We start from the raw sequence: 26,740 nt of genomic DNA on the forward strand, positions 1-26,740 counted from the left end.
CCTAGATGGCGGCGGCTGAGTAGGAAAGTCTTTACCGAACGGACGCGTCCCGCAGGGGGGCTTGCGATTTTGAGGGCAACTGGACCCGTTCTTGCATAGCAGCAAACGGGATCGGCAGAGGGCAATCGTTCTTGAGGGTCTTATTTGTTACGACAGAGATGGACGACTTCGTCCGCGTTGGCGGACTTGGTGCCGTTTCTGCTGCCCTCCCCCGCGCCCTGCGCCCCTTCGCCGATATCCGGATCATGCTGCCCGGCTATCGCGACATCATCGAACAACTCACGCATATTCAGATCGTTGGGCGCTGCCCGGCCCTGGCCGAAATGCCGGCCTGCTCGCTCGGCCGGGCCGCAACCAAGGACGGCCTGCCGGTCTATGTGCTGTTGTGCTCACAGCTCTACGATCGCCCCGGCAATCCCTATGGCGACGAAGCGGGGCGCGACTGGCCCGACAACGACATCCGCTTTGCACGCTTTGCCTCGGCGGCCGCTGAGCTTGCCATGGGCAAGCTGGACAAGAATTGGGCAGCAGACCTGGTGCATGCCAATGACTGGCAGGCCTCGCTCGTGCCCGCCTACCTCGCCGGGCGCAGCGCCAGGATTCCCTCGATCCTGACCATCCACAATCTGGCCTATCAAGGCCTTTTCCCGAAGGATTCGCTGCGGCGGATCGGCGTGCCGGAAAGCTCGTTCCACATCGACGGCGTCGAATTCTACGACCAGCTCTCGTTCCTCAAGGCGGGGCTGGTCTACGCCTCGCACCTCACCACCGTCAGCGGCACGTATGCGCGGGAGATCACCACAACCGAATTCGGCTGCGGCATGGAGGGGCTGCTGCGCCTGCGCTCCGACGCGTCCGAGCTGACCGGCATCCTCAACGGCATCGACGAGAGCTGGGACCCGCGCTCCTGCGCCCAGCTCGCGCAGCAATTCGGCGCCGGCGACTGGGTCGGCAAGAAGGCCAACGCGGATTACGTGCGCAAGCAGTTTGGCCTGGCGGTCTCGCGCGGCCCGATGTTCGCGATCGTCGCACGCCTCGTGCACCAGAAGGGCATCGACCTCGTGCTGTCGGCCGCCGACGAGATCATCGATGCCGGCGGGCAGATCGTCGTCACCGGTTCCGGCGAGCCGGCGCTCGAACAGGCGCTGGTCGACGCCCATCGCCGCCGCCCCGACGCCATCGGCGTCACCATCGGCTTCAACGACGCCCAGGCGCGGCGCATCTTCGCCGGCAGCGATTTTACATTGATGCCGTCGCGCTTCGAGCCGTGCGGGCTGAGCCAGATGTATGCCCAGCGCTTCGGCTCGCTGCCGATCGGGCACCAGACCGGTGGCCTGGCCGAGACCATCAGCGACGGCGAGACCGGCTTCCTGTTCTCGAGACCCTCGCGCGAGTCTTTCCTCGGCGGCGTCCGCCGCGCGTTCGAAGCGTTCATGGCGCAGGACCAGCTCGACACCATGCGCCGCAGCGCCATGGGACGCTCGTTCTCATGGAGCATCTCGGCCGGCAGCTACAGCGCGCTGTACCGGAAGCTGGCGTCGGTGTGAGGCCGAGGTGCCCCCGCGTATTCCGTCATGGCGAGCGAAGCGAAGCAATCCAGACCGTCTCCACGGAGAAAGTCTGGATTGCCTCGTCGCATCAGCGCAAAATTGCTGCGCAATTTTGTCGCGAGCTCCTCGCGATGACGATGTCTGTGGCGGCCACAGCGCGCCTCACCCCTTCCCGCGCACGTCCATCTGCGGCCGGCCGATCCAGGCGCGGTTAATGCAGCGGGTCATCCAGTCGGGCTCAGTTCTGCCGTTCAGCCGCGCCTGCGCTTCCTGATAGGGGCCGACATAGCGCAGCCGGTCGGGCAATCTCGGATAGACCCGCCTTATCCATTTCAGCGCGTTGTCGGCGGATTGTGTGTCGCGCTCATCAAGCTCAAAACCGAAGCCTGCACGCAGTTGCTCCGGCAGCATCCTCGTCGTGAGCGCGCGGTACCATCGCGGCGGCCGCAACCATGGTCGGGCGCCGGTGAAGATTTGCGTCGCGATCTCGCGCGCCGCCGGGCTGACGGTGAGCGTGTCTGACTTCGCCATCATTGCGGTGTAAGCGGCAAAGCCGGACCAGTCCGCCGGCAAATCGTCCGCCGTCAACCCAAACAAGGCACCGAACATCCGGCTCTCGACCCAGTAGCGCTCGCGCTCTTCCGGCGAGAACGGCGGCAGGACGAGATCGTGCGCCATCAGCGCGGTTTCAACCAGCGTCGCATGAACCCAGCGCAGCGACGGGATGTCGTTGGCGCAGTAGCGCGAGCCCGCCGCGAAGGGACCGACAGTCGCCGGCATCTCGCCGACGATCATTCCGTGGCGCCTGTACAGTTGCCGTGACGATAGCAGCGCCCGGTCGAGCGAGCCGAACACCATCGCGAAGACGATGTCGAAGGTGCGATGGAAGCGGCCGATCGGATCGGCAAAGGTTTTCGAGTGCTCTGCGATGGCGGCCGCGACCCAGGGATGCGCCAATTGCAGCAACAGCGCACGGCCAGCACCGAGAAAGATGACGGCCTCGCGGTCGATCCGCCAGGTCACCGAGGCCGGACCGAACACGCCGGCAACCGGTCCTGCCGCGTCAGCGCGGACCTGATCGAGAGCCAGTTCCAGATCGTTCCCGGACACCACCTGCAGGGCCTCATCGACAGCGGACTGAGACCTACGATCCGCAAGGCCTGTGGCAATTCAATGAACGCAGCGACGGCTCGTGGCGCTATTCCGCCGCCATCGGCATCTCGTCCACGTGCTCGTGCAGAACCACGCCCGACAGCGGATCGAATTCGCCGATCCACGGCGCGCGCGCCAGTACCGACCTTGTATGCGCGTAGCCGGCATCCCAGCGCTGCATGATGCCGGACGGGCTGAAGTCGACGTCCTTGGTGTGGGTCTCGCGGTCGAGCTGCGGTGCCAGCAACCGCACGACATGCATGCGCGTCGAACAGCCATAGCCGATCAGGTCCCTCACCGCGGCATCGGTGCGCTCGCTCTCGGGCAATCGTGCTGCAAGCTCGTTGATGACGTGGCGCAGGCGATGGGCCTGCTGCTGGCGCTCGATCTGGCTCGTAATCCGGCTGGCATACATCACGTCCTTGTGCCGGTTCAGGACCTCGCCCATCGTCGTCGGCTCAGCGCCGATGGAATTACACAGATGCGCAGAGAAGATCGGCGAATCCCTGCGCGGATTGTCGTCGAACACGGCTTCGGTCGGCGAGTTCGACAGGATGCCGCCGTCCCAATAGAGCTCGCCGTCGATACGCACCGCCGGGAAGGCCGGCGGCAGCGCGCCCGATGCCATGATGTGCTTCACCGTCAGCTCGCCGTCGCGGCTGTCGAAATAGCGCATCTGGCTGGTGCCAACATGAGCCGCACCGACGGTCAGACGCGGCGCGCCGCGATTGGCGAGGTCGAAATCGACGAGCTCGCGCAGCGTGTTCTCCAGCGGCGCAGTCGAATAGTAGGCGGCGCGATCGGCGCCGAGCGGATAGGACTCGCCGGCATGCGCCGCCAGATTGGGCCGGAAGAAGCCGGCAATGCCGTTCGTGACGGTCGACCAATAGGCCAGCTTGTCATCAAAGCCGGGAACGCCGGTTCGCAAAGTCCAAGCCGGAGTCTGCTCCATCCGTTTCCAGAATTGCTTCAGGCGCGCGAGCCTGTTCTCAGGCGCATTGCCGGCGATCAGGCTCGCATTGATGGCGCCGATCGAGGTGCCTATGACCCAGTCCGGCTCGATGCCAGCTTCATGCAGGGCCTGGTAAACGCCCGCCTGATAGGAACCAAGCGCGCCGCCGCCTTGCAGCACCAGCACGATTTGTCCCGGCAGGTCGTTGGGCCTGCACACGGCATTACCCTGCATGCTCATCGCACTCCTGCTCCAGAGAGCCTGTCTCTTCTTCGCAAATCCTCCGGTATTGTTACGCCCGACGACCGTCGGCCGTCCAGCAACCATCGTCCGGGAGAGGGTGCAGATGACCGCGGAACCGGCGGAGCGTTAACGCTTTGCCGGCGCCTCCTGCGGCGGCGGCGGGTCGTCGTCGGCGATGGCCCGCCAGGCAGCGCCGTCGAGATCGTCGTACTGGCCGCTCCGCAGCGACCAGAGGAAGGCGGCGAGACCGGCAAGGCCGAGCATCAGCGCCAGCGGAACCAGGATGACCAGGATTTCCATCACAAAATCTCCCGCGCGCGGCTGCGGGCCCGCAGCGAATTCAGCATCACCAGGATCGACGATCCGCTCATGGCGGCAGCCGCGATCAGGGGCGTCACCACGCCGCTGATGGCAACGGGCACGGCGAGCACATTGTAGCCGATCGCAAGCCAGAGGTTTTGCCGCATCAGATGCAGCGCCTTGCGCGCGGAATCGATGGCTGCGACGACCGGCGCCAGCGGCCGGCCGAGAAAGACGAGATCGGCGGTCGCCTGGCCGAGATGCGCAGCAGAAATCGGCGACATCGAGACGTGCGCTGCCGCCAGCGACGGCGCATCGTTCATGCCGTCGCCGACCATCAGCACTTTCGCGCCGCGCCGCTTCAATTCTTCAATCCGCGCGATCTTGTCGGCCGGCGTGACGCCGGCGCGCCACTCGGCGATGCCGAGAGCGTGGGCTGCCGCGATCACCGCGGGCTCGCGGTCGCCGGAGAGGATCTCGATGCCGATGTTGCGCGCCTTCAGCGCCGCGATCACGGCCTGCGCATGCGGACGCAGCCCCTGCCGCACCGAGAGGATGAACTTTTCGTTTGCCTTGCTGAAAGCCACGATGGAGGCTTCAGGATCGAGATCGGCATCGCCGACCAGCGCCTCGGCGCCGCAGAAGGACGGACGGCCGAGGCGAAGCTCTGCGCCGTCCACGGTCGCGCGAACGCCCTGCCCGGCCTCCTCGACCGCGCCGACGATCGGCGATCTCGCGCCGGCGGCCTGCGCGACCGCGGCGGCCACCGGATGATGGCTCGACAACGCGAGGCGACCGGCGAGTTGAAAAATGTCGGCGGGGATATCGGCCGCATTCGTCACTTCAAGATCGGGCAACGTCAGAGTGCCGGTCTTGTCGAAGATGACGTGGTCGGCTTCGGCCAGCCGCTCGATGGCGTCGCCCGAATTGAGCAGCACGCCCGCCTTGAACATCGCGCCGGAGGCGACGGCCTGCACCGTGGGAATCGCAAGGCCGAGCGCACAGGGACAGGTGATGATCAGGACGGCAACGCCGGTGACGATCGCATCATGCCAGCTCGCGCCCGCGATGACCCAGCCGAGAATGGTGAGGAGCGCGGTCGTGTGCACAACCGGCGCATAGAGCCGCGAGGCGCGGTCGGCGAGCCGCATGTAGCGCGAACGCGCCTGGAGCGCGTTGTCGAGCAGCCGCGTGATCTCGGCGAGCAGCGTCGCCTCGGACGCCGCCGAGACCTGCACCCGCAGCGTGCCAGAGATGTTCATCGATCCCGCATAGACCGGCGTGCCATGTTCCGCCGTGACAAAGAGCGTCTCGCCGGTGATCAGGCTCTGGTCGATCTCGGAACGGCCCTCGATCACGGTGCCGTCGACCGCGCAGCGCTCGCCGGGCCGCAACAGCACGATGTCACCGGGATGGATCGCCGCCACCGGCACTTGCGAGATCTCGTCGGGCCCGACGAACTTGGCCGCGGTCTCGGCCTTGAGTGCAGCAAGATTGCCGGCGACCGCGCGGGTCCGCCGCCGCATGTTCTGGTCCAGGAAGCGGCCGACCAGCAGGAACGTCAGCAGCATGATCGCCGCGTCGAAATAGGCATGCTCGGCGTGATGGATGGTTTCGACCACGGACATGCCGAGCGCCAAGGTCACGCCGATCGAGATCGGCACGTCCATGTTCGTCGTCTTCGCCGACAGCGCGCGCCAGGCCGAGCGGAAGAATGGCTGGCCGGCATAGGCCGCCGCCGGCAGCGCGATCAGCGCCGACAGCCAGTGGAAGAAGTCGCGCTGCTCGGGCAGCATGTCCGAGACATTGCCCGACCACACCGGGATCGACAGCATCATCACGTTCATGGTGGCGAAGGCGGCGACGCCGAGGCAGCGCAGCAGGAAACGGGATTCGGCGACCTCGGTCGCCTCCGCACTCTCGGTTTCGTAAGGATAGGCCTTGTAACCGAGCTCCTCGAGCCGATCGATGAAGCGGGCCGGGTCGAGCGTGCCCTGCTTCCACTCCAGCGCAACGCGCCGGTCGGTGAGGTTCACGCGCGCCAGCGTGACGTCGGGAATGGCAGACAGCCCGCGCTCGATCTTGGCCATGCAGCCGGCGCAGTGAACGCCCTCGACGGCGAGATCGATATGCTGGAGACCCGCGCCCGCGGCCCGGACGTAGTGAGAGAAATCGCGTGTCACCTGCATGACGATATCCTTCAGTTCAGGATCACGCGATTACGCGACATGAACACGCGCTCGCCATGCGCTTCGCCCTCGATCACGAGATCCCACTGCCCCGGTGCGACGGACGCGGCATTGCCGCGATAGATGCCGACGCCGGCCTCGGACAGTTCGACCGCGAGGTCGGCGCGCTTGTCGGTCGGCCGTTCAAGGCGGCCTCCGAACTTCAAGCCGGACATCGCTTGGCCCGTCGCGTCGCGCGCCTCGACCTGGAGCGCGGCAGCGCCATCGGCGCGGCGCTCGATATGAGCATTCACCTGCCATTTGCGCGCGGCCTGGTCCTGCGCCGCCGATATCTCGCGGTCATAAGTGAGGCCTGCGGCGTACGGACTGTCGACGTCGGTGCCGGGCAGCGTCGCGATCGCGAGCTTCATCATGGTGACGTTGACGCTGATGACGACGCCGAAGAAGGCGACCAGCATCAGGAACACTTTTGTTCCAGTCAGCGGCTTGGATGCCATGGCGGTCTCCTGATCCTAGGGCGAGACGAAATTGTCGGTGGTGGATGCGACCTCGCCGAGACCGATATCGGTGACGTGGAAGCGCACGGGGATCGATTTCTCAGGATTGCTATCGGCCGGTGCGGTGACAAGGAGGCGCAGCTCACTGGTGGAGTCGCGGGGGATCACGATCATCGGCCGGTCCGGCGTCACGGAATCCGCGCCAACGACATGGATCGTCGCATTGGCCGGACCGTCGGCGTCGATCGCGACGACGCGGTCGTAACCGCTCTTGTTCAGGAGCCGCACCGTATAGGCGTTGCGGATCGAGCCGTCGCTGAGCTTGACCGCTACCGGATTGCGGTCGTGCAGCACGTTGACGTCGAGCAGGGTGCGGGTCGCCAGCACGTAGAGCATGATGCCGCCGACGGCCGCGATGATCGCGCTGTAAGCGACAGTGCGGGCGCGGACGATGCGATAGATCGGCGCCTTGCCGTCCTGGCGGCGCTGGATGTTGATGTCGTTGTCATAGCCGATCAGCCGCTTCGGCCGGCCGATCTTGGTCATGACGTTGTCGCAGGCGTCGATGCAGAGCCCGCACTGGATGCATTCGAGCTGCGGTCCGTTGCGAATGTCGATGCCGGTCGGGCAGACCGCGACGCATTGATAGCAGTCGACGCAGTCGCCGACATGCTCGCCAAGCGCACGCAGCTCGGCGGCCTTCTTCACCGAGGTGCGCTTCTCGCCGCGGTCATAGCGATAGGTAACGTTGAGTGCCCATTCGTCGGTGAGCGCAGCCTGGATCCGCGGCCACGGGCACATATAGGTGCAGACCTGCTCGCGCATGAAGCCGGCGAGCACATAGGTCGTCGCCGTGAGGATGCCGATCCAGATATAGGCGATCATCGGCGCCTGGAAGGTCAGGAGCTCCTTCACCAGCGTCGGGGCGTCGTTGAAATAGAGCACCCACGCGCCGCCGGTCCACCAGGCGATCATGAGCCAGATCGAATGCTTGAGCGCGATCTCGGAGACGCGCTTGAGCGTCAGCGCCCCGGCCGACTTGTCCTTCCGCATCCGCTCGCGGCGGTCGCCTTCGACGAAGCGCTCGACGGCGTAGAACAGGTCAGTCCAGACCGTCTGCGGGCAGAGATAGCCGCACCAGATGCGGCCGCCCACGGAGTTCATCAGGAACAACGCCACGGCTGCGACGATCAGCAGGCCGGTGAAATAGTAGATCTCCTGCGGCCACAGCTCGATGAAGAAGAAATAGAAGCGGCTGTTGGGAAGATCGATCAGCACCGCCTGGCTGGGGGCACCAAGGCCACGATTCCAGCGCACGAAGGGCAGGAAGTAATAGATGCCGAGGCAGAACGCCATCAGGCCCCATTTGATCCGGCGGAAGGTGCCGGAGATACTCTGGGGATACACCTTCTTTTGAGCCACATAGAGCGGCCCATTGTCGTCGTCCGATGTGAGCTCGTTCGGGTTCACGGTCTTGTTCATCGCCTGGCACGTCTCGAAAGGTGCGATTAAACCTAGACCCGGCGCCGCCGCGTCGATTGATCCAGCTCAAGCGGGGGCATTTTTGTTCGCCCCCGCCCGCAGCTACATCGGCTATTTTCCGCCGCCCAGCGAGTGGACGTAGACCGCCATCGCCTTGATGGTGGCGGGATCGAGCCGCCCTTCCCAGGCCGGCATGACGCCGGCGCGACCCTGGCTGATGGTCTCGATCAGCGTCGCCTCGTCCGAGCCATAGAGCCAGATCTTGTCGGTCAGGTTCGGCGCGCCGAGCTCCGGATTGCCCTTGCCGCCATCGCCATGGCAGGCGACGCAATTGTCCGCAAAGATCTTCTCGCCCTTGGCCGCGTCGTAGCCCTTGCGCGTCGGCAAGCCCGACAGCGACCGCACGTAATTGGCGACCGTGACGATCTCGTCGCCCTTCAGCACGCCGTCCTTGCCGAAGGCGAGCATCTGGCCTTCATGCGCCTTGGCGTGGCCGGAGCGCGCGCCGAACTGGATGGTCTGCATGATCTGCTCGAGCGTGCCGCCCCACAGCCAGTCGTCGTCGTTCAGGTTCGGAAAGCCTTTTGCGCCCGCACCGCCGCTGCCGTGGCACGGCGCGCAATTGTCGCCGAACACGGTCCTGCCTTTGGCACGCGCGAGCGCCAGCAAGGCCGGGTCCTTCTCGATGTCGGCGAGCGGTGCCGCCGCCAACGCCGCCATCTTCTCGCCGCGGAGCGCCTCGAGATTGGCGAGCTCCACCGCGAGGCTGGCGCGCGTCGAGTAGCCGAGCAGCCCCGTGGTATTGCTCGAGATCAGCGGCCACGCCGGATAGACGATCCAGTAGCCGATCGACCAGATGATGGTGAGATAGAAGCCGATCACCCACCAGCGCGGCAGCGGCGTGTTGAGCTCCTTGATGCCGTCCCACTCATGTCCGGTCGTGGACCGGCCGGAGACGGAATCGATGTCGCCATGATGATCGGTCATGATCTCTTACTCCTCCCGCAACGGCAAATGTGCCGCTTCGTCGAACGCAGCCTTGTTGCGGGGCCAGAATGCGTAGGTGATGATCGCGAGAAAGATCGCGACGAAGACCGGCGTCCAGACCGTGGTGACGAGACTGGAGGCGAGATTGTCGAGTGTCAGGATGGCTTTCATCGTTGATGCCTTCTCAGCGAAGATTGGCTTTCTCGTTGTAGATCTTGAAGTCGACCAGTGTGCCGAGCATCTGCAAGTACGCAATCAGCGCGTCCATTTCGGTCGGCGTGCCGGTCTTGCCGTCGAAATTGCGCACCACGGCCTTGGCGTAGCGCTTGCTGAAGGCATCGGTGCCGGCATTGTCCGGATCGGCCTGCGCCTTCATGTCGGCGCCGGCATTGGCGATCTGATCATCGGTGTAGGGCACGCCGACGGTCCGCAGTGTACGCATGTGGTCGGCGATCGTATCGGGATCGACCTCGGTCTGCGCCAGGAACGGATAGCCCGGCATCACCGATTGCGGTACGATCGCGCGCGGATTGGTCAGATGGGTGACGTGCCAGTCGTCGGAATACTTTGCGCCGACGCGGGCAAGATCAGGCCCAGTGCGCTTCGAGCCCCACTGGAACGGGTGGTCGAACATGCTCTCGGCGGCGAGCGAGAAGTGGCCGTAGCGCTCGACCTCGTCGCGCAAGGGCCGGATCATCTGCGAGTGGCAGAGATAGCAGCCCTCGCGGACATAGACGTTGCGCCCAGCGAGCTCCAGCGGCGTGTAAGGCCGCACGCCATCGACCGCCTCGATCGTGCTCTTGAGGTAGAACAGCGGCGTGATCTCGACGAGGCCGCCGATCGCGATCACCAGCAGAATGCCGGCGACCAGGATGATCGAGTTCTTTTCGAAAATTTGGTGGCGAGTCCAGAACGACATGGAAAGCTCCTCATTCCGCCGGCTGGAGAGCGACGGGCATCTGGATTTCCTGTTCGCCGACGCGAACGGTCATCCAGAGATTGTAGGCCATGATCAGCGCGCCGATCAGGAACAGCCCGCCGCCGGCGGCGCGGATGATGTAGAAGGGATGCATCGCCTCGACGGTCTCGATGAAGGAATATTCGAGGAAGCCGAGCGAGGTGTAGGCGCGCCACATCAGGCCCTGGAGGATGCCGGACACCCACATCGCCGAGATGTAGAGAACGATGCCGAGCGTCGCGATCCAGAAGTGCCAGTTGACGAGCTTCAGGCTGTAGAGCCCCTTGCGATTCCATATCCACGGCACCATGCAGTACAGCGCGCCGAAGGAGACGAAGCCGACCCAGCCGAGCGCGCCGGAATGCACGTGGCCGATAGTCCAGTCGGTGTAGTGGCTGAGCGAGTTCACCACCTTGATCGACATCATCGGCCCTTCGAAGGTCGACATGCCGTAGAAGGCGACGGAAACGACGAGCATGCGCAGCACGGGGTCGGTGCGCAGCTTGTCCCACGCGCCCGACAGCGTCATCAGGCCGTTGATCATGCCGCCCCAGGAGGGCATCCACAGCATGATCGAGAAGGTCATGCCGAGCGTTTGCGTCCAGTCCGGCAGCGCGGTGTAGTGCAGATGATGCGGACCGGCCCAGATGTAGAGAAAGATCAGCGCCCAGAAATGGATGATCGAGAGCCGATAGGAATAGATCGGCCGCTCGGCGCGCTTTGGAATGAAGTAGTACATGATGGCGAGGAAGCCGGCGGTCAGGAAGAAGCCGACCGCGTTATGGCCGTACCACCACTGGAACATCGCGTCCTGGATGCCGCCCCAGGCGATGTAGGATTTCGAGCCGAACACCGAGACAGGGAGCGCGGGGTTGTTACCGAGATGCAGGACCGCGATCGTCACGATGAAGGCCAGATAGAACCAGTTCGCGACGAAGATGTGCGGTTCCTTGCGCTTGATGACGGTGCCGAGAAACACCAGCAGATAGGTGACCCAGACGATGGTAAGCCAGAGATCGGCGCACCATTCCGGCTCGGCATATTCCTTGGACTGAGTCACGCCGAGCAGATAGCCGGTGCCGGCGATCAGGATGAAGAAGTTGTAGCCGACCACGACGAACCAGGGAGCGAGGTCGCCGGCAAGGCGCACGCGGCACGACTTCTGCACCACGTAGAAGGACGACGCGATCAGCACGTTGCCGCCGAAGGCGAAGATCACGGCGGAGGTGTGCAGCGGCCGCAAACGGCCAAAACTGGTCCAGGGCAAATCGAAGTTCAGCGCGGGCCAGGCCAGCTGCGAGGCGATGATGAGGCCGACGAGGAAGCCGGCGATGCCCCAGAACATCGCCATGACGCAGGAGAACTTGATCGGGCCCATATTGTAGTTGGGGCGGCCGCTGATCTCCGCCGGCGGCAGCTCTGCCGGACGATCGAAATAGCGATTGACGATGAAGAACACCGCGGCCAGGCTTGCGGCCGCGCTCAGCGCCGCGTGGAACGCGAAGGGCGCATCGACCGCCTTGGCCGCGGCGACCACGAAGACAAAGGCGGCGACCGCGAACACGAGCGCCAGTCCGCTTTCACCTGTTGTCATGGATTTGGAGATGGAGGGCTGGCTCATCGCGGATTCTCTCTGAAAGAACACGCCGCCAGAAACCACATTCACCCTCGCGGGGAATTGATTGAAATCAAGGGAGATGGATTTCTGTTCATGTGGGTGATGCGGCGGCGCCAGCTGCAGTGCCCTCTCCCCTTGGGAGAGGGCAGCGAGGACAGAGCCGCAAACTCGCTTGGGTGAGGGGTTGCCTCCGCAGCTAACAATGTCTCCGCGGAGAGACACCCCTCATCCGGCGCTTCGCGCCACCTTCTCCCACAAGCGGAGAAGTCAACAAGTCAGTCGCTCGCAGTCGCCTTGAGCGCCGTGATGACGTCCTCGCGCGCGATAATTCCCACCAGCTTCTGAAGAGCATCGAGCACAATGATGCTCCGGATGCGGTGCTCGACCATGATCTGGAGCACGCGCGTCAGCCGCGTGTCGGGACTGACATAGATGAACTCCGGCGTCATGACGTCGCCGACCTTGCGGCTCATCAGCTCGTGATAGCGCGGCAGCATCTGGCTCGGCGTGAAGGCAAAGCACTTCAAAATGTCGAATTTCGTGACAATGCCGACCACCTGCCCGTCGTCCTCGACCGGATAGGAGTTGAAGTCGTCGTGCTCGAACATCTCGCTGAGCGCGAGCATGTCGAGGTCGCGTTTCACCGTCCTGACGTTGCGCGTCATGTAGCCGTCGACGGTCTGCTCAAGGAATTTGTACACGGCGCATCCTCATTGATTCGGTTTTTGCCGGCGAGACCTTCAGTGCCTTGCCTTCAGTGCCTTGCCGTCAACGCGACAGCAGCACGCAGCGGGCGGATTGCGTGACCAGATATTGGGTGACGCCGCCGAGGATCAGCTCGCGGAAACGCGAATGACCGTAGGCGCCTGCGACGATCAAGCCCGCGCCGACATCGCCGGCAATTTTCTCCAATTGAATGGCGGCGGTTTCATGTCCCGCGGCTTCCGGGACGCGCGCGGTCGCGGTGACGCCATGGCGGGCGAGCCAGGCGGCGACATCGCTCACACGGGCCATCACCGCCGATCGGTCGTCATCCTGCTCCGGAATCTCGACGATGGCGACGTCCCTCGCCTTGCGCAGCATCGGCAGCGCGTCGGCCACCGCCCGCCGCGCCTCCGCCGTATCCTTCCACGCCACGAGCACGCCGCGCAGATCGAGCCAGTTGATCCTATCAGGCACGACCAGAAGCGGCCGGCCGGCCTGCATCACCAGATCCTTGGGGCTTGCTAGCGCGAAGGCATCGGAGAAGGCCGGGCTCTGCCCGCCGCTGACGACGATGTCGGCGCAGCGCGCCTGCGCCAGAACAAATCGCGCCGGAAAATCCATGGCGCCGCGCCATTCGACACGTCCGCTGCGATTTCGCGTCGCGGCGCGGAATTGCGCCTCCAGATCGGCAAGGCGCCTCTTGACGGAGGCCTCCTCCTGGTCGATCAGCCCCTGCGCTGCGGCACCATCCGCGAAATAGAGCGGCGGGGCGAAATGCACTGCGGCGACCCCAACGATGGCCGCCTCGAATCGTTCGGCGAGCTCGCCCGCGACCTGAAGACGCGAATCGTTGGGCTGGTCGAGTGCCAAGCTGACCATCACGGTCGCATATGTCATCGGGACTCTCCGGTGCAATGAATTGCCCCGGAATCTAACTCCACCGAAGCGCGGCAGGATGAGATAGATCAAATTGCCCCGCGTCCTGCCGTGGGAAATCCGCCAATGGAATCAGACATCCGAACTTGCCTCCGGGCCGCCCTTGGGCGAAATTGCCGGCACGTTCGCAGCACCTCGCCCGCGGCAGCAAAAATGGGAGCCATTAATTGTCGCCGACCCGCGTGACGCATCCGCCAGACGACGGTCGCGGCGAGCATTTCCGGGTGCGGATCGAGGGATTCGGCGTCGGCACCTGGGACCTCGACCTCACGACGCGCGAGCTGGAATGGTCGGAAACCGCAGGACGCTGCTCGGCATCGCGCGGGATCAACCGGCAAGCTATGAGCTCTTCCTGTCGCGCCTCGAACCTGCGGATCGTGCGCGCGTGGAGGACGCGATCAAGCGCGTCGCCGAGCGTGGCGGCAGCTTCGACGTCTCCTTCCAAATCGCCGACACCTCCGGCCCGGGACACTGGATTCGTGCCCGGGCGGGTGTCTTTCGCGACGAGGCCGGCACGGCCCGTCATCTCAGCGGCATCTTTCTCGATGTCGACGAGGAGAAGCAGGTCGAGGAGGCGCTGCGCACGCGCGAGACCCATTTGCGTTCGATCTTGCAGACCATTCCCGATGCCATGATCGTCATCGACGGCAACGGGATCATCCAGTTCTTCAGCACCGCGGCGGAGCGCCTGTTCGGCTGGTCCGAGCACGAGGCGATCGGCCAGAACGTCAGCATTTTGATGCCAGAGCCGGACCGCTCACGGCATGACAGCTACATCGCCCGCTACCGCACCACCAGCGATCCGCACATCATCGGCATCGGCCGCATCGTCACCGGCCGGCGTCGCGACGGAACGACTTTTCCGATGCATCTGTCGATCGGTGAGATGCAGTCGGGCGGCGAGCCTTATTTCACCGGCTTCGTCCGCGACCTCACCGAGCATCAGCAGACCCAGGTGCGACTGCAGGAATTGCAGTCCGAGCTGGTGCACGTTTCGCGCCTGACCGCGATGGGCGAAATGGCATCCGCACTCGCCCACGAGATCAACCAACCGCTGGCCGCGATCAGCAATTACATGAAGGGCTCGCGGCGTCTGCTCGCCGGCAGTACCGATCCGAACACGCAAAAAATCGAAGCCGCGCTGGATCGCGCCTCGGAACAGGCGCTGCGCGCCGGCCAGATCATCCGGCGCCTCCGCGACTTCGTCTCCCGCGGCGAGTCTGAGAAGCGGGTCGAGAGCTTGTCCAAGCTGATTGAGGAAGCCGGCGCGCTCGGGCTTGCCGGCGCGCGCGAGCAGAACGTGCAACTCCGCTTCAGTTTCAATCCGGACGCCGATCTCGTGCTCGCCGACCGGGTTCAGATCCAGCAGGTTCTGGTCAATCTGTTTCGCAACGCGCTGGAAGCGATGGCACGGTCGCCGCGGCGTGAGCTCGTGGTCACCAACACCAGAATCAGCGACGACATGATCGAGGTAGAGGTGTCCGACACCGGCTCCGGCTTCCAGGACGACGTCATCCCAAACCTGTTCCAGACCTTCTTCACCACCAAAGAGACCGGCATGGGCGTCGGACTGTCCATCAGCCGCTCGATCATCGAGGCCCACGGCGGCCGCATGGTGGCCGAGAGCAACGCATCGGGCGGTGCGACATTCCGCTTCACCCTCCCGGCAGCCGATGAGAATTGATTCATGACGACCAAGGGACATGTCTACGTCATCGACGACGACGAGGCGATGCGAGACTCGCTCAACTTCCTGCTGGATGCTGCCGGCTTCGGGGTCACGCTGTTCGACAACGCGCAAAGCTTCCTCGACGCCCTGCCCGGCCTCGCCTTCGGCTGCGTCGTCTCCGACATACGGATGCCGGGCCTCGACGGGATCGAGCTTCTGAAGCGGTTGAAAGCGCAGCACTCACCGTTTCCAATCCTGATCATGACCGGCCATGGCGACGTGCCGCTCGCGGTCGAGGCGATGAAGCTTGGTGCCGTCGACTTCCTGGAAAAGCCGTTCGAGGACGATCGCCTCACCACCATGATCGAATCCGCGATCCGCCAGGCGGCGCCTGCCGCCAAGAGCGAGGCCATCGCCCAGGACGTCGCCGCCCGCGTTGCCTCCCTGAGCCCTCGAGAGCGCCAGGTCATGGAGGGACTGATCGCCGGTCTCTCCAACAAGCTGATTGCCCGCGAATACGACATCAGCCCGCGCACCATCGAGGTATACCGGGCCAATGTCATGACCAAGATGCAGGCCAACAGCCTGTCCGAGCTGGTGCGGCTGGCGATGCGCGCCGGTATGCTGAAAGATTGAGCCAAGAACACTTGGGCCAAGAACACTTGGGCCAGAACACTTGAGCCAAGAACACTTGAGCCAGGTCCGGTTGAGATAAGTCAAAAACGTCCCCTTCGCGCGTGCTAGTCAATCCGGATGATCGAGATCGGCTCGCACCATGAGCGGCTGCCAATGGCATCACCCGCACAGCCCATCGTCTACGTGGTCGACGACGATGACGGCGTCCTCGGGTCGCTGCGATTCCTGCTGGAGACCGACGGTTTTTCCGTGCGGACGTTCCGGAACGCCACGGCGCTGCTCAACGCGACGAGCCCGCCCGGCGCCGACTGCTACGTGATCGACTACAAGATGCCCGACATCAACGGCATCGAATTGGCCGGCCGCCTGCGCCAGTCCGACGACGATACGCCGGTGATCCTGATCACCGGCTATCCCGATGGGAACATTTCGGCCCGCGCGGCGGCAGCGGGCGTCAAAGACGTGATCTTGAAGCCGCTTCTGGATGAGAGCCTGGCCAAATGCATTCGCCGCGCCATCCAGGACAGGCGCGGCGACTAGGCGTGGACGAAGATGGCGCGTTAGAAGGCGCTCCTGTACGGTGCGATCTCGCTGCGGGGGCCGTAAATCCACATCGGCTCGCCGCATTCGCTTGGGCCGTGATCCGTCATGCATGCAGCGCTCCAAGGCGCGCTATCACGGCCCTGCAGGGCCGGACCGTGCCCTGACCTACGGGATTCTACGTAAGGGCCCCTCCTTAAGATATCGCTCGAAATTTCCGGATCGCGCGACCCCGCGTATCAATGCGTCATCACAACGGAGACGGCGCAGATGCTGACCCAGACGCTCAACACCCAGGCGATCGACATACAGATCAAGGGCAGCAAGATCGCGCCTGGCCATCCCGTGTCCGACACGTTCGGCGCGATCGCCGGCCATGTCGGTCTGGTCGCCACCGAGTTCTCCTACCGCAAGGACGAGGAAATCTACGGCGAGGACGAGCCGGCCGAATATGTCTACCAGGTCGTCTCCGGTGCGGTGCGCAGCTACAAGCTTCTCTCCGACGGCCGCCGCCAGATCGGCGCCTTCCACCTTTCCGGCGATGTGTTCGGCCTCGAATCCGGTCCCAACCACCGCCTCGCCGCCGAAGCCATCATTGACACCAATGTGCGCCTCGTGAAGCGCGCAAGCTTGGAGAAGGCCGCCGGCACTGACGTGCAGGTCGCCCGCAATCTCTGGACGATGACGGCCGGCGAGCTGCGCCATGCCGAAGACCACATGCTGCTGCTGGGCCGCAAGACTGCGATGGAGCGCGTCGCGACCTTCCTGCTCGAAATGGACCGCCGCCTTGCGGTGGCCGGCATGATGGCGCTGCCGATGTGCCGCCGCGATATCGGCGACTATCTCGGCCTCACGCTGGAAACCGTGTCGCGCGCACTGTCGCAGCTTCACGCCCAGGGCATTCTGGGCTTTTCCGGCGCCCGCCAGATCCTGCTGCGGAACCGGGCACGCCTGCACAATCTCGACGCCTGATCACCGGGCCGTGCGCCGGGTCTCCGGCATCACCAGGAGAATGAGCAGAAAGCCCATCGCTGCGACGCTCGCCAGGCCGATGAAGGCGGTGGCATTGCCGAACTTGTCGCTGACATAGCCGCCGAGCGCCGTGCTCAGCGATGCGCCGATGCCGGTCGCAGTGCCGACAATGCCCTGCGCCAGATTGAAATGGCCGCTGCCGAAGGCGACGTCGGCCACGATCAGCGGGATCATCACCGCGAACACCGCCGCGGTGAAACCGTCGAACACTTGCACCAGCACCAGCAGATAGGGATCGCGCACGGTCGCAAACAACAGGCCGCGGATCGCCAGCGCGCCGAACCCGATCAACAGCAGCGGCCGGCGACCCCAAACCTGCGACTTCCGTCCGACGGTCGGCGACAGCAGCGCCACGATCGCCTGTGGCACGATGATGCAGAAGGCAACGAGGACCGTCGCCCATTGGCTCGACCGCGCCGTCACCGCGCTCGCCATCAGCGGCATCATCGCGGCGTTCGCAAGCTGCAACAGCAGCACGCTGAGTGCGAACACGATGAGCGGCCGCTGCCGCACCAGATGCCAGAGATTGGTGTCGCCGCGAACTTCCGCCTCGCGCGGCATCTCGCCGTGACAGCGCGCGATGTCGACCTCCTCCTCGCGGATGCGCGACAGCGCGATCAGGGTGGGGATCACAAGCAGGAAGGTCACCAGGAACACCGAGCGGCTCGACAGCAGATAACCGGCCGTCCCCATCACCGCGGCTGCGACGCCGTTGCCGAGCGAGGCAAAGCGGGCATTGCGGCCGAGCCGCTCGCCGATCGCGAATGGCCCGACCAGACCGAGGCTGATCGCGGCAATCGCCGGCCCCAGCACGCAGCTCGCCGCCGCGTGCAGCGTGGCAGCCACGATCACCACGGGGAAGATCGGCATCGCGGCATAGGCGAGCGCGCAGGAGCCGATGGTGGCGATCGCAAGTCCGGCGACCAGCCGCTCGGATTTGGCGGCATCGATGATGGCGCCCCCCGGCATCTGCCCGATCAGCGCGACGATGCCGCCGATCGACAGCACCAGCCCGATCTCGACCTGGGTCCATTTCTGCGTCGTCAGATAGACCGCGATGAAGGGCCCAAAGCCGGTCTGCACATCGGCGAGAAAGAAGATGAACCAGTCGAGGCCGCGCAGGCTCCGGCGCGACGGCGCCGGAATGCCCGCGGCCGATTGCAGGCCGGCAAAATTGCCCTGCTCAACGCGGCCAGTGCGATCGCTACTCGCACGGTTCGGCATTTTCGACAACAGCACAGGCGGCCATTCCTCCCCGCGCCTCACTGAACCGCTTGCAGCGGTTGCAGGCTGCCGGATGCGCCGAGCACGACCATTGGCGTATCTTCCTTGTATTCCGGCGCGGCCGCGACCTGCGCCTTGGTCAATTCCAGCGTGATGCTGTCCTTCTTGTTGACAATCTCGCCGAAGCGCATCGCGTTCCAGTCCACCACGATCTTGCGGCTGCCGACCCCGAGGAAGCCGCCGAAATCGATCACGGCGGCGCGCACGTGCCCGCTCCGATCGACGATGACATCCACGATGCGGCCCATATTTTCGTTCGCTGAGCTGAGCACATCACGGCCAAGCACACCGTGCGCATCACTTGCGCCGATGATGGTCACCGATGGTGGCGGCGCGGCATCCTTCGGCGTGACGGGCACCACCGAGGCCGGCGGCTGCATCGTCGGCGGCGCGTTCGCCTCGCTTGGGGCCGCGGACTGCTGCTCCGCGGCGCGTGACACAGCGACCGTCAGACCCGCGACGATCGCGACACTCAAAAACAACCAACCGATCGTACGCATGCACCCTCCTAGCGGCGCGTCGCTATCGCGCCAGCACGATCGACACCTGGATCTGGCCGCGCGTGCGCAGCACCTCCAGCGCCACGTCGTCGCCATGGCGGCTGACGCGCAGGTCGACGGCAGATTCGCCCAACCGCAGATCGTGCAGAATGACCTCGTTCAAAAACGCCGGCAGATGCGGATTGCGCAGCCGGATCTCGCTGCGGGCGACATCGAACTCGATGCCGAGCGCAGCCTCCAGCAGCGTGAACGGCGTGGCGCTGGCCCAGGCCTGCGGCGCGCAGGCGACCGGATAGAGCGTCGGGCCGCGCCGCTTCTCGCGCCGGAAGCCGCAGAACAATTCCGGCAACCGGCGCAAATCCATGTAGGTAGCGGCATCGAACAGGCCCTTGAAGACATGCGCGACCGAATGCTTGAGCCCGTAATGGGCGAGCCCGAGTGCAATCAGCGCGTTGTCGTGCGGCCAGATCGACCCGTCATGATAGGACATCGGGTTGTAACGCACCTCGCCCTGCGCGACTGTGCGGATGCCCCAGCCCGAGAAGAAATGCGGCCCCATCAGGTCGGCGGCGACCAGGCGCGCGCGATCCTCCCGGATCATGCCGCTGAACAGCACCTGTCCGGCATTCGAGGTCCGCACCTTGCAGGGGCGCTTCTTGCCGTCGAGCGCGAGTGCATAGGTGCCGAGTTCCTCGCACCAGAACGCCTTCTCGAAGCGTTCGGCCAGCGTCTTGGCTTCGGCCTCGAGCGTCTTCGCGCGGTCGGGCTTGCCGAGCCGCAGCGCGCAACGCGCGGCGAGTTGCTTGGCGGCGTAGACGTAGCCCTGGACTTCGGCCAGCGCGATATTGCCTTCCGCGAGCTGGCCGTCGGCATGGAAGATCGCGTCGTAGGAATCCTTCCAGCCCTGGTTGGCGAGCCCCTTTTCGGTGGCGCGCTGATATTCGACGAAGCCGTCCTGATCGGGATCGCCGGGACCGTCGATCCAGGCGAGCCCCGCCTCGATCGCTGGCCACAGCTCGATCAAAGTCTTTTCGTCACCGGTGCGCTCGACATAGCGTCCCGCGAGCAGCACGAACAGCGCGGTCGAATCCACGCTGCCGTAATATTGCGAGAACGGCACCTCGCGCAGCGCCGCCATCTCGCCGCCGCGCATCTCGTGCAGGATTTTTCCAGGCGCCGCATCGGCCAGCGGATCGACCGTCTTCGCCTGGAAATGGGCGAGCCGCCGCAGCACGCCCTTGGCGACCCGCGGGTCGACCCACAGCATCTGGAGCGCGGTGATCAGCCCGTCGCGGCCGAACGTCGTCGAGTACCAGGGAATGCCGGCATAGGGATAACGCCCCTGCGGCGTCCCCGTCATCAGCATGTTGAGGTCGGCCATGGCCTGGCACAGCACCTCGTTGAAAATGTTGTTGGAGGTCTCGACGCTGGCCGCGTGCGTCGTCGATTGGCGCATCTCGCGGCGATGGGCAAGCAAGCCCCTGAAAAAGCGCGCGGGCTTCTCCCCGATCGGCCGGTTGCAGGACGCGGCCACGAACAGCGATTTCGACTGGTGCGGATCGAGCTCGAGCTGCCAGGCGGCGGCATTCACCGAGAGCCGGGTCGGGCGCGGATCGAAATGCAGGCCCGTGGTGCGCTCGGCATCGTCGAGGCCGCGATAATCGAACAGCACATCGGTCGGCCCGAGCAACCGGCTCGTGCCGCTGCCGCGGCGCGGCCGCCGCTCGCCGCGGACTTCGAAGAGGTCGGCGAAATCATTGTCGAACAGCAGCGTCAGCTCGAAGCTGGCGCGGCGGTCGCCGTGATTCTGCACGCCGATGCGCTGATAGGCGGTGCCACGCCACAGGAAGATCGTGCGCACGATGTGCAGCAGGTCCTTTTGCAGCACGAGGCTGCCCTGACGGTAGATGTCCGGGTTGGTGAGATCGACAGTCAACCCCGAATTGTCGTCGCGCAGATTGGAGCCGAGCAGCAGCGGCTGGAGATCGTCGAGCACCAGCTCAAGCCGCGCGAGGTAGCGCGTGTCGTGATGGAACAGGCCGTCAGGCCCGCCGGCGGACGCACCGATGTCGCCATGACTGTCGAGCACGATGAAGGTGTCGTCGTGCTTGAGCGATCGACGCGGCCGCGCCGACGGCCCCGTCATCGGGATGTAGAACGGCTGCTCCGCGACCTGTTCCACCGTCCGCGCGACGGAGACGAACTTGGTGACGACTTCGGCTGCCATAGGCTGCTCCCCAGCGGCTTGTTTCGGAACGCAACCAACGCAAACACGACAGTTGAATTTACGCCGCGGCTTGCGCGAGGCGGCTCATCTCCTGCGTGACCAGCTCACGGTAGGGACCGTGGCCCTGCATCAGGCGGTCAGGTGCGCCGTCCTCGATGATCTTGCCGGCCTTCAGCACGACGACGCGGTCAAAATTGCGCAGCGTCGCCAGCCGGTGGGCGATCGCGATCACGGTGCGGCCGCGCATCAGCCGCGACAGCGCCTCGCGGATCGCCTCCTCGGACTCGCTGTCGAGCGCCGCGGTCGCCTCGTCCAGCAACAGGATCGGTGCGTCCTTGACGAAGGCGCGCGCGATCGCGATGCGCTGGCGCTGGCCGCCGGACATTTTCACGCCGCGGTCGCCGACCATGGTGTCGAGCCCCTCGGGCAGGCCATCGATGAAATCGCAGCGCGCCGCGATCGCGGCGCGCAGCACCTCGTCGTCGGTCGCATTGGGGCGGCCATAGCGGATGTTCTCGCGAATGGACCGGTGGAACAGGGAAATGTCCTGTGGCACCACGGAGATCGCCTCGCGCAGGCTCTGCTGCGTCACCATGGAAATGTCCTGGCCGTCGACGGTGAGGTTGCCTTCGTCGGCATCGTAGAACCGCTGCAGCAGCGTGAACAGCGTCGACTTGCCGCCGCCGGACTGGCCGACCAGGCCGACGCGCTGGCCGGGCTGGAGCCGGAGGCTGAAGCGCTCGAAGATCTTGGCGCCGCCGGGATAGCCGAAGGTGACATTGTTGAACGCAATCGCAGCGCCGCTCTTGACCAGCGGCTCGGCCTCGGGGTGATCGCGCAGCTCATGCGGCGTCAGGAGCGTCGCGATCGCCTCGGTCAGCCGCGCAACGTGCTGGGTGACGTCGACCAGCGCCACCGCGAGATCGCGCGTGGCGTTGAGAATGGAGAGGCCGAGGGTGCAGACCAGCACGACATCGCCGGTGGTCGCCTCGCCGTCCTGCCAGAGCGTGATCGCCCAGGCCATCAACGCGACGGTCAGAACCACGGTCACGCCGGCGTGAGTGAGCCGCAGCTTCTCCAGATAGCGCAGGCTGCGCCCGCGCGCGGTGACCTCCCGGTTCACTGTGGCATCGAAACGTTCATGCTCGTGGCCAATGCCGCAAAAGGCGCGCACCAGCGGCATGTTGCTGATGACGTCGATCATCTCGCCGTCGACGGCGGCCGCCTTGTCGGCAAAATCATCGTGCAGCGGCTTGCCAGCCGCAGCGAGACGGAACATCGCGGCCACCATGCCGCCCGCAATCACGATCAGACCGAGTGCCATATACGGACTTACGGTTCCAATCAGTGCGATTGCCGCAACTGTTGCGATGCACGGCGGCAACACATTCCAGACGAACATGTTCTCCACGGTGAACACGGCGTTGGATGTGGCGGTAATGCGGCTGGTCAGCATGCCTGGCATGCGGTCCGAAAAATAGCTCGGCGCGTGCCCGGTCAGATGACGAAAAATGTCACGTCGCAAATCACCGGTGACCCGAACGAAGGTGAAACTGGCAGTCCAGCTCGCAATCCGCCACAGGAAATTGTCGGCGGCAATCAGCGACATGAGGAAAATGAATGCCAGCCATACGCTGCCACCATGCGATGTGCCACCTGACAAACTGTCGACCAGGGATTTGACGCCGTACTGCGTGCCCACGGAGCAGGCAACCGCTGCAACGACAGCCGTCAGGATCACCAGATGCGACGCCAAACGAAGCCGCAGATAGCGCAAGACAAAGGCAAATGGCCTGCGCGCATATCCAGAAAGTTGATCCATTCTCTGCGACCCCGTCATGATTTCGAATTTTGTTACTGGTCGATTGAACAACGACCGCTTGGCCTCGGTTCCCGGGCGAAACCATCACGACATGCGGATGCGGACGATGTGAGAAGAGGAGATGGCATCATCGCGGCCACGCTGCGGTGTGTCGAAGAAGTAACGTTCGTTAAGAGGAACTTCGCATATGCGAGAACGTTCCCTTGTTGGCATGCCGGTGCCGAGGTGAGCTGGGTTTTCCACGTTCAAAATCGTAGAGGAGATGGTGAGATGCGCATCGCGCAGGTAGCTCCGTTGACCGAGGCTGTTCCACCCAAGCTGTATGGCGGCACCGAGCGGGTGGTGCACTGGTTGACGGAGGAATTGGTTGCCCTGGGACATGACGTAACGCTGTTCGCAAGCGGCGATTCGCAGACATCGGCGAAGCTGGACGCAACGTGGCCACGGGCGCTCCGCCTCGACGGTTCCGTGCGCGATCCCAATGCGCTGCACATGGTGATGCTGGAGCGGGTGCGGCAGAAATGTGACGACGAGGAGTTCGACTTCCTCCACTTCCATCTGGACTATTATCCGTGGTCGCTGTTCTACCGCCAGCCGACACCGTTCATCACCACGTTACATGGCCGGCTCGATCTTCCCGAGCATCAGCCGGTTTTCAATACATTCTCGAAAGTCCCGGTGATCTCGATTTCAAACGCGCAGCGGCGGCCGGTGCCGCAGGCCAACTGGGTAAGGACCATTCACCACGGTCTTCCAGAGAAGTTGCTGACGCCGAAGATCGCAAAGCAGGAATACCTCGCCGTGCTCGGCCGCATCGCGCCGGAGAAAGGCGTCGACCGCGCCATCAAGATCGCCGTCCAGTCCGGCATTCCCCTGAAGATCGCCGCCAAGGTCGATCGCGCCGATCAGGATTATTATGACGAGCTGATCCGCCCGATGATCGAGAACAATCCGCTGGTGGAGTTCATCGGCGAGATCGGCGACCACGAGAAGTCGGACTTCTTGAGCGGCGCGCTCGGACTGCTATTGCCGATCGACTGGCCGGAGCCGTTTGGCCTGGTGATGATCGAAGCCATGGCTTGCGGCACGCCGGTCGTTGCCTTCAACCGCGGCTCGGTGCCGGAGATCATCGACGAGGGCCTCACCGGCTTCGTGGTCGAGGACATCATCAGCGCGGCCGGCGTCGTCAAGCGCCTGCCGCAACTGGACCGCGCGGCCGTCCGCAAGCAGTTCGAGACGCGCTTCACGGCGCGGCGGATGGCGCTGGATTATCTCGCGGCCTATCGCAGCCTGATCGAGGCCCAGGCGCCGCGGATCAAGCTGGTGAGCAGCGCGGAGTAGCGGCGAAAATCTCAGCTGTCGTCCCGGACAAGCGTCAGCGCAGATCCGGGACCCATAACCACAGGGAGTAGTTTGGCGAAGACCCGGAGTGACCAGTCTCGCTCCACGACTTCTCCCTGGGGTTATGGGTCCCGGCCTTCGCCGGGACGACCCTGAGTATGTTGCGACAGATCGCTACACCACCACCGCCCGCTTCGGCTCGACGATCTCGAACATGCGCGGGAATTCGTCCATCAGGCCCATCAGTTCGGCGAGCCGCATCGGGTTGCCCGATAGCTTGACCTTGCCCGCCGCGACCGCTTCCGGGAAGCTCGTTAGCTTGGCGATCACCTCATCGAACGTTGCGCGCGCCAGCGTGAAGCTCGCGTCGGCATTTTCCGCCTGTACACCCTCGGTATAGGTCAGCGCCGAGTTCTCCAGATTGAGCACAAACGTCTCGCCGGTATCGGAGAAGCTCCAGTTCAGCACGATATGCTTGCCTTCGGCCTTGGGGCCGTTGAGGCGGATGCCGAGCACGTCCCAGAGCTGTGTGGTGCGAAGCGCAGCCAGCGTCTCGCGCGGCATCGGCGGGCGCGGCGGCGTCTTCGGCATGCCCTGGCGCAATTCCTGCGCGCCGAACAGATAAGCGTTGCGCCAGGTCGAGCTCTCGGCGGCATAACCGAGCTGCTCCAGCGTATCCGCCAGCAGCGCGCGTGCAGCCTGATTGTCCGGCTCGGCAAAGACGAGATGGCCGAGCGCCTGCGCGACGAAGCGGAATTCGCCCTTGTCAAAATCCGTCCGCGCCCGCGCGAGGATCGCATCGCCGCCGCCCATATACTCGACATATTTCTTGCCGGACTCCACCGGCGGCAACGGATCGAGATTGACCGGATTGGCATCGTACCAGCCGAGATATTTCTGGTAGATCGCCTTCACATTGTGCCGGATGTGGCCGTAATAGCCACGGCCGTGCCAGGCACCGTCGAGACTCTTCGGCAGCTGGATCGTCTCTGCGATCTCGGCAGCGTTGAGGCCGTGGTTCATCAGGCGAATGGTCTGGTCATGCGCGAATTTGTAGAGGTCGCGCTGCTGCCGGATCATGGTGCCGATGCGCTCGCGCCCCCACACCGGCCAGTGATGCTGGCCGCACATCGCCTCCGCCTTGCCGTCCCAGAGCTGCAAGGCCTCGTTGAGATACTTTGACCAGGCCAGCGCATCGCGCACGTCCGCACCGCGAAACGGCAGCAGATTGTGGAAATTGTGGGTGCAGTTCTCGGCGAGGTTCAGAAGCTTGTAGCGCGGGATGAAGAAATGCATCTCCGCCGGCGCTTCGCTGTTCGGCGCCATCTGGAATTCGAATGCGACGCCGTCGATCACGCGCGTGTCGCCGGTCGCCACGATCAGGTCGGTCGGCCGCAGCAGCGCAACGCCACCTGCCGCCATCGACTTGCCGAGCCCGTTGTCGACCTGCCCCCGCACACCCTTCGCAAGGAACGGGCCGAACTGATATTGCGCCCGGCGCAGCATCGCAGGGCCCGCAATGATGTTCTCGGAGACGGCATGCTCCATGAACAGGTTCGGCGCGATGATCGGCACCCGGCCAGTAGCTAGCGCATCCTCCTCCAGCACGCCGCGCGCACCGCCCCAATGATCGGTATGGGTGTGCGTGAAGATGACGGCAGCGACCGGCCGCACGCCGCGGTGCTTGTAATAGAGATCGAGCGCGGCACGCGCGCCCTCGATCGAGGTCAGGGTGTCGACCACGATGACGCCGCTGTCGCCCTCGATCAGCGTCATGTTGGCGATGTCGAGCCCGCGCACCTGATAGACGCCGGGCACGACCTCGAACAGGCCGTGCTGCATGTTGAGCTTCGCCTGCCGCCACAGGCTGGGATTGACCGTGGGCGGCGCCTGCTCAGTGGAGAGGAAACCGTAGGGCTTCAGACTCCAGACCGTCCGCCCCTGCGGGTTGGAGATCTCTGCGTTCTCGATCGTGCCGAGGAAGCCGCGCGCGGCGTCGTCGAAATCCCGCGTGTCGGAAAATGGCAACGCGTTCAACATCGCCGTTTGCTGCGCAATGACGGACGGCGTTGCGTCCTTCGGCATGTCGGCTGCTTCGGTGCTGCTCATAAGGCTCCTCC

At 64.5% G+C, this 26,740-nt stretch carries 22 protein-coding genes and 1 pseudogene; 6 read left to right on the forward strand and 17 right to left on the reverse strand.

Going from position 1 to position 26,740, the window contains the following annotated elements:
- The first annotated feature begins 131 nt into the window (after window positions 1-131).
- Window positions 132-1,547: a glycogen synthase GlgA gene (gene glgA / locus ACPPVR_RS31150; RefSeq protein WP_426610364.1), complete on the forward strand. Its 1,416-nt coding sequence runs from the start codon at window positions 132-134 to the stop codon at window positions 1,545-1,547.
- Between the two features lie 165 nt (window positions 1,548-1,712).
- On the opposite strand, the gene ACPPVR_RS31155 is transcribed toward glgA, so the two are convergent.
- From ACPPVR_RS31155 to ACPPVR_RS31210, 12 genes are all read right to left on the reverse strand, one after another.
- The gene (locus tag ACPPVR_RS31155; protein ID WP_426610365.1) at window positions 1,713-2,663 is read right to left on the reverse strand and encodes an oxygenase MpaB family protein; all 951 of its coding nucleotides are present in this window, start codon (window positions 2,661-2,663) and stop codon (window positions 1,713-1,715) included.
- A gap of 85 nt (window positions 2,664-2,748) precedes the next feature.
- Entirely contained in the window at window positions 2,749-3,888 is a 1,140-nt protein-coding gene (locus ACPPVR_RS31160) for a patatin-like phospholipase family protein (RefSeq protein WP_426610366.1), read from the reverse strand.
- Window positions 3,889-4,023: 135 nt separating this feature from the next.
- Complete coding sequence (ccoS, locus tag ACPPVR_RS31165; protein WP_426610367.1) at window positions 4,024-4,197, reverse strand: cbb3-type cytochrome oxidase assembly protein CcoS; 174 nt, start codon at window positions 4,195-4,197, stop codon at window positions 4,024-4,026.
- Window positions 4,197-6,386, reverse strand: coding sequence for a cation-translocating P-type ATPase (locus ACPPVR_RS31170; protein ID WP_426610368.1), 2,190 nt, complete (start codon window positions 6,384-6,386; stop codon window positions 4,197-4,199). Before ACPPVR_RS31170 ends, ccoS begins: the two co-directional genes overlap by 1 nt.
- An 11-nt stretch (window positions 6,387-6,397) precedes the next feature.
- Complete coding sequence (locus ACPPVR_RS31175) at window positions 6,398-6,883, reverse strand: FixH family protein (protein ID WP_426610369.1); 486 nt, start codon at window positions 6,881-6,883, stop codon at window positions 6,398-6,400.
- Between the two features lie 15 nt (window positions 6,884-6,898).
- Complete coding sequence (gene ccoG, locus ACPPVR_RS31180) at window positions 6,899-8,365, reverse strand: cytochrome c oxidase accessory protein CcoG (RefSeq protein WP_426610370.1); 1,467 nt, start codon at window positions 8,363-8,365, stop codon at window positions 6,899-6,901.
- 111 nt (window positions 8,366-8,476) lie between these two features.
- Entirely contained in the window at window positions 8,477-9,352 is an 876-nt protein-coding gene (gene ccoP, locus ACPPVR_RS31185; protein ID WP_426610371.1) for a cytochrome-c oxidase, cbb3-type subunit III, read from the reverse strand.
- Window positions 9,353-9,358: 6 nt separating this feature from the next.
- Window positions 9,359-9,523, reverse strand: a complete 165-nt coding sequence (locus ACPPVR_RS31190; RefSeq protein ID WP_426610372.1) for a cbb3-type cytochrome c oxidase subunit 3 — start codon at window positions 9,521-9,523, stop codon at window positions 9,359-9,361.
- A 13-nt stretch (window positions 9,524-9,536) separates the two neighbouring features.
- Window positions 9,537-10,271 (reverse strand): cytochrome-c oxidase, cbb3-type subunit II, encoded by a 735-nt coding sequence (ccoO, locus tag ACPPVR_RS31195; RefSeq protein ID WP_426610373.1) that lies wholly within the window; start codon window positions 10,269-10,271, stop codon window positions 9,537-9,539.
- Between the two features lie 10 nt (window positions 10,272-10,281).
- A complete protein-coding gene (gene ccoN, locus ACPPVR_RS31200; RefSeq protein WP_426610374.1) occupies window positions 10,282-11,931 on the reverse strand; it encodes a cytochrome-c oxidase, cbb3-type subunit I in 1,650 nt (549 codons plus the stop codon).
- A 272-nt stretch (window positions 11,932-12,203) separates the two neighbouring features.
- The gene (locus ACPPVR_RS31205; protein WP_426610375.1) at window positions 12,204-12,629 is read right to left on the reverse strand and encodes a CBS domain-containing protein; all 426 of its coding nucleotides are present in this window, start codon (window positions 12,627-12,629) and stop codon (window positions 12,204-12,206) included.
- A gap of 67 nt (window positions 12,630-12,696) precedes the next feature.
- Window positions 12,697-13,530 carry a universal stress protein gene (locus ACPPVR_RS31210; RefSeq protein ID WP_426610376.1) on the reverse strand — a complete coding sequence of 278 codons (834 nt, stop codon included), beginning with the start codon at window positions 13,528-13,530 and terminating at the stop codon, window positions 12,697-12,699.
- Between the two features lie 206 nt (window positions 13,531-13,736).
- On the opposite strand from ACPPVR_RS31210, the pseudogene fixL reads away from it, so the two are divergent.
- The 4 genes and pseudogenes from fixL to ACPPVR_RS31230 all read left to right on the forward strand — a co-directional run bounded on the left by fixL (window position 13,737) and on the right by ACPPVR_RS31230 (window position 17,386).
- Window positions 13,737-15,253: pseudogene (gene fixL / locus ACPPVR_RS31215) on the forward strand (sensor protein FixL).
- Between the two features lie 3 nt (window positions 15,254-15,256).
- Window positions 15,257-15,874 (forward strand): response regulator FixJ, encoded by a 618-nt coding sequence (gene fixJ / locus ACPPVR_RS31220; protein ID WP_426610377.1) that lies wholly within the window; start codon window positions 15,257-15,259, stop codon window positions 15,872-15,874.
- A 117-nt stretch (window positions 15,875-15,991) separates the two neighbouring features.
- On the forward strand, window positions 15,992-16,414 hold the full coding sequence (locus ACPPVR_RS31225) for a response regulator (RefSeq protein ID WP_426610378.1): 423 nt from the start codon (window positions 15,992-15,994) through the stop codon (window positions 16,412-16,414).
- Window positions 16,415-16,684: 270 nt separating this feature from the next.
- On the forward strand, window positions 16,685-17,386 hold the full coding sequence (locus tag ACPPVR_RS31230; RefSeq protein WP_426610379.1) for a helix-turn-helix domain-containing protein: 702 nt from the start codon (window positions 16,685-16,687) through the stop codon (window positions 17,384-17,386).
- Here the strand turns inward: ACPPVR_RS31230 and ACPPVR_RS31235 are convergent, their stop codons facing one another.
- Genes ACPPVR_RS31235 through ACPPVR_RS31250 form a run of 4 tightly spaced genes read right to left on the reverse strand, consistent with a single transcriptional unit; the run spans window position 17,387 to window position 23,279 of the window.
- Window positions 17,387-18,685, reverse strand: coding sequence for an MFS transporter (locus ACPPVR_RS31235; RefSeq protein ID WP_426610380.1), 1,299 nt, complete (start codon window positions 18,683-18,685; stop codon window positions 17,387-17,389).
- Between the two features lie 23 nt (window positions 18,686-18,708).
- Window positions 18,709-19,230, reverse strand: coding sequence for a PRC-barrel domain-containing protein (locus tag ACPPVR_RS31240; RefSeq protein WP_426610381.1), 522 nt, complete (start codon window positions 19,228-19,230; stop codon window positions 18,709-18,711).
- 22 nt (window positions 19,231-19,252) lie between these two features.
- Window positions 19,253-21,457 carry a glycogen debranching N-terminal domain-containing protein gene (locus ACPPVR_RS31245; protein ID WP_426610382.1) on the reverse strand — a complete coding sequence of 735 codons (2,205 nt, stop codon included), beginning with the start codon at window positions 21,455-21,457 and terminating at the stop codon, window positions 19,253-19,255.
- Window positions 21,458-21,515: 58 nt separating this feature from the next.
- The gene (locus tag ACPPVR_RS31250) at window positions 21,516-23,279 is read right to left on the reverse strand and encodes an ABC transporter ATP-binding protein (RefSeq protein WP_426610383.1); all 1,764 of its coding nucleotides are present in this window, start codon (window positions 23,277-23,279) and stop codon (window positions 21,516-21,518) included.
- A gap of 270 nt (window positions 23,280-23,549) precedes the next feature.
- Here ACPPVR_RS31250 and ACPPVR_RS31255 point away from each other — a divergent pair, with 270 nt between their 5' ends.
- Window positions 23,550-24,620, forward strand: a complete 1,071-nt coding sequence (locus tag ACPPVR_RS31255) for a glycosyltransferase family 4 protein (RefSeq protein ID WP_426610384.1) — start codon at window positions 23,550-23,552, stop codon at window positions 24,618-24,620.
- A gap of 174 nt (window positions 24,621-24,794) precedes the next feature.
- Here the strand turns inward: ACPPVR_RS31255 and ACPPVR_RS31260 are convergent, their stop codons facing one another.
- A complete protein-coding gene (locus tag ACPPVR_RS31260; protein WP_426610385.1) occupies window positions 24,795-26,729 on the reverse strand; it encodes an alkyl/aryl-sulfatase in 1,935 nt (644 codons plus the stop codon).
- Window positions 26,730-26,740 lie beyond the last annotated feature (11 nt).

The organism is Bradyrhizobium sp. McL0616 (genome assembly GCF_049993385.1).
Lineage (GTDB): Bacteria > Pseudomonadota > Alphaproteobacteria > Rhizobiales > Xanthobacteraceae > Bradyrhizobium.

Excerpts from the sequence above, each read along its gene's own strand:
- ACPPVR_RS31160 (WP_426610366.1), bottom strand. The coding sequence starts at position 3,888 with ATGCAGGGTAATGCCGTGTGCAGGCCCAACGACCTGCCGGGACAAATC.
- ccoS (WP_426610367.1), bottom strand. The coding sequence starts at position 4,197 with ATGGAAATCCTGGTCATCCTGGTTCCGCTGGCGCTGATGCTCGGCCTT.
- ACPPVR_RS31170 (WP_426610368.1), bottom strand. The coding sequence starts at position 6,386 with ATGCAGGTGACACGCGATTTCTCTCACTACGTCCGGGCCGCGGGCGCG.
- ACPPVR_RS31175 (WP_426610369.1), bottom strand. The coding sequence starts at position 6,883 with ATGGCATCCAAGCCGCTGACTGGAACAAAAGTGTTCCTGATGCTGGTC.
- ccoG (WP_426610370.1), bottom strand. The coding sequence starts at position 8,365 with ATGAACAAGACCGTGAACCCGAACGAGCTCACATCGGACGACGACAAT.
- ccoP (WP_426610371.1), bottom strand. The coding sequence starts at position 9,352 with ATGACCGATCATCATGGCGACATCGATTCCGTCTCCGGCCGGTCCACG.
- ACPPVR_RS31190 (WP_426610372.1), bottom strand. The coding sequence starts at position 9,523 with ATGAAAGCCATCCTGACACTCGACAATCTCGCCTCCAGTCTCGTCACC.
- ccoO (WP_426610373.1), bottom strand. The coding sequence starts at position 10,271 with ATGTCGTTCTGGACTCGCCACCAAATTTTCGAAAAGAACTCGATCATC.
- ccoN (WP_426610374.1), bottom strand. The coding sequence starts at position 11,931 with ATGAGCCAGCCCTCCATCTCCAAATCCATGACAACAGGTGAAAGCGGA.
- ACPPVR_RS31210 (WP_426610376.1), bottom strand. The coding sequence starts at position 13,530 with ATGACATATGCGACCGTGATGGTCAGCTTGGCACTCGACCAGCCCAAC.
- fixJ (WP_426610377.1), top strand. The coding sequence starts at position 15,257 with ATGACGACCAAGGGACATGTCTACGTCATCGACGACGACGAGGCGATG.
- ACPPVR_RS31225 (WP_426610378.1), top strand. The coding sequence starts at position 15,992 with ATGATCGAGATCGGCTCGCACCATGAGCGGCTGCCAATGGCATCACCC.
- ACPPVR_RS31230 (WP_426610379.1), top strand. The coding sequence starts at position 16,685 with ATGCTGACCCAGACGCTCAACACCCAGGCGATCGACATACAGATCAAG.
- ACPPVR_RS31240 (WP_426610381.1), bottom strand. The coding sequence starts at position 19,230 with ATGCGTACGATCGGTTGGTTGTTTTTGAGTGTCGCGATCGTCGCGGGT.
- ACPPVR_RS31245 (WP_426610382.1), bottom strand. The coding sequence starts at position 21,457 with ATGGCAGCCGAAGTCGTCACCAAGTTCGTCTCCGTCGCGCGGACGGTG.
- ACPPVR_RS31250 (WP_426610383.1), bottom strand. The coding sequence starts at position 23,279 with ATGGATCAACTTTCTGGATATGCGCGCAGGCCATTTGCCTTTGTCTTG.
- ACPPVR_RS31255 (WP_426610384.1), top strand. The coding sequence starts at position 23,550 with ATGCGCATCGCGCAGGTAGCTCCGTTGACCGAGGCTGTTCCACCCAAG.
- ACPPVR_RS31260 (WP_426610385.1), bottom strand. The coding sequence starts at position 26,729 with ATGAGCAGCACCGAAGCAGCCGACATGCCGAAGGACGCAACGCCGTCC.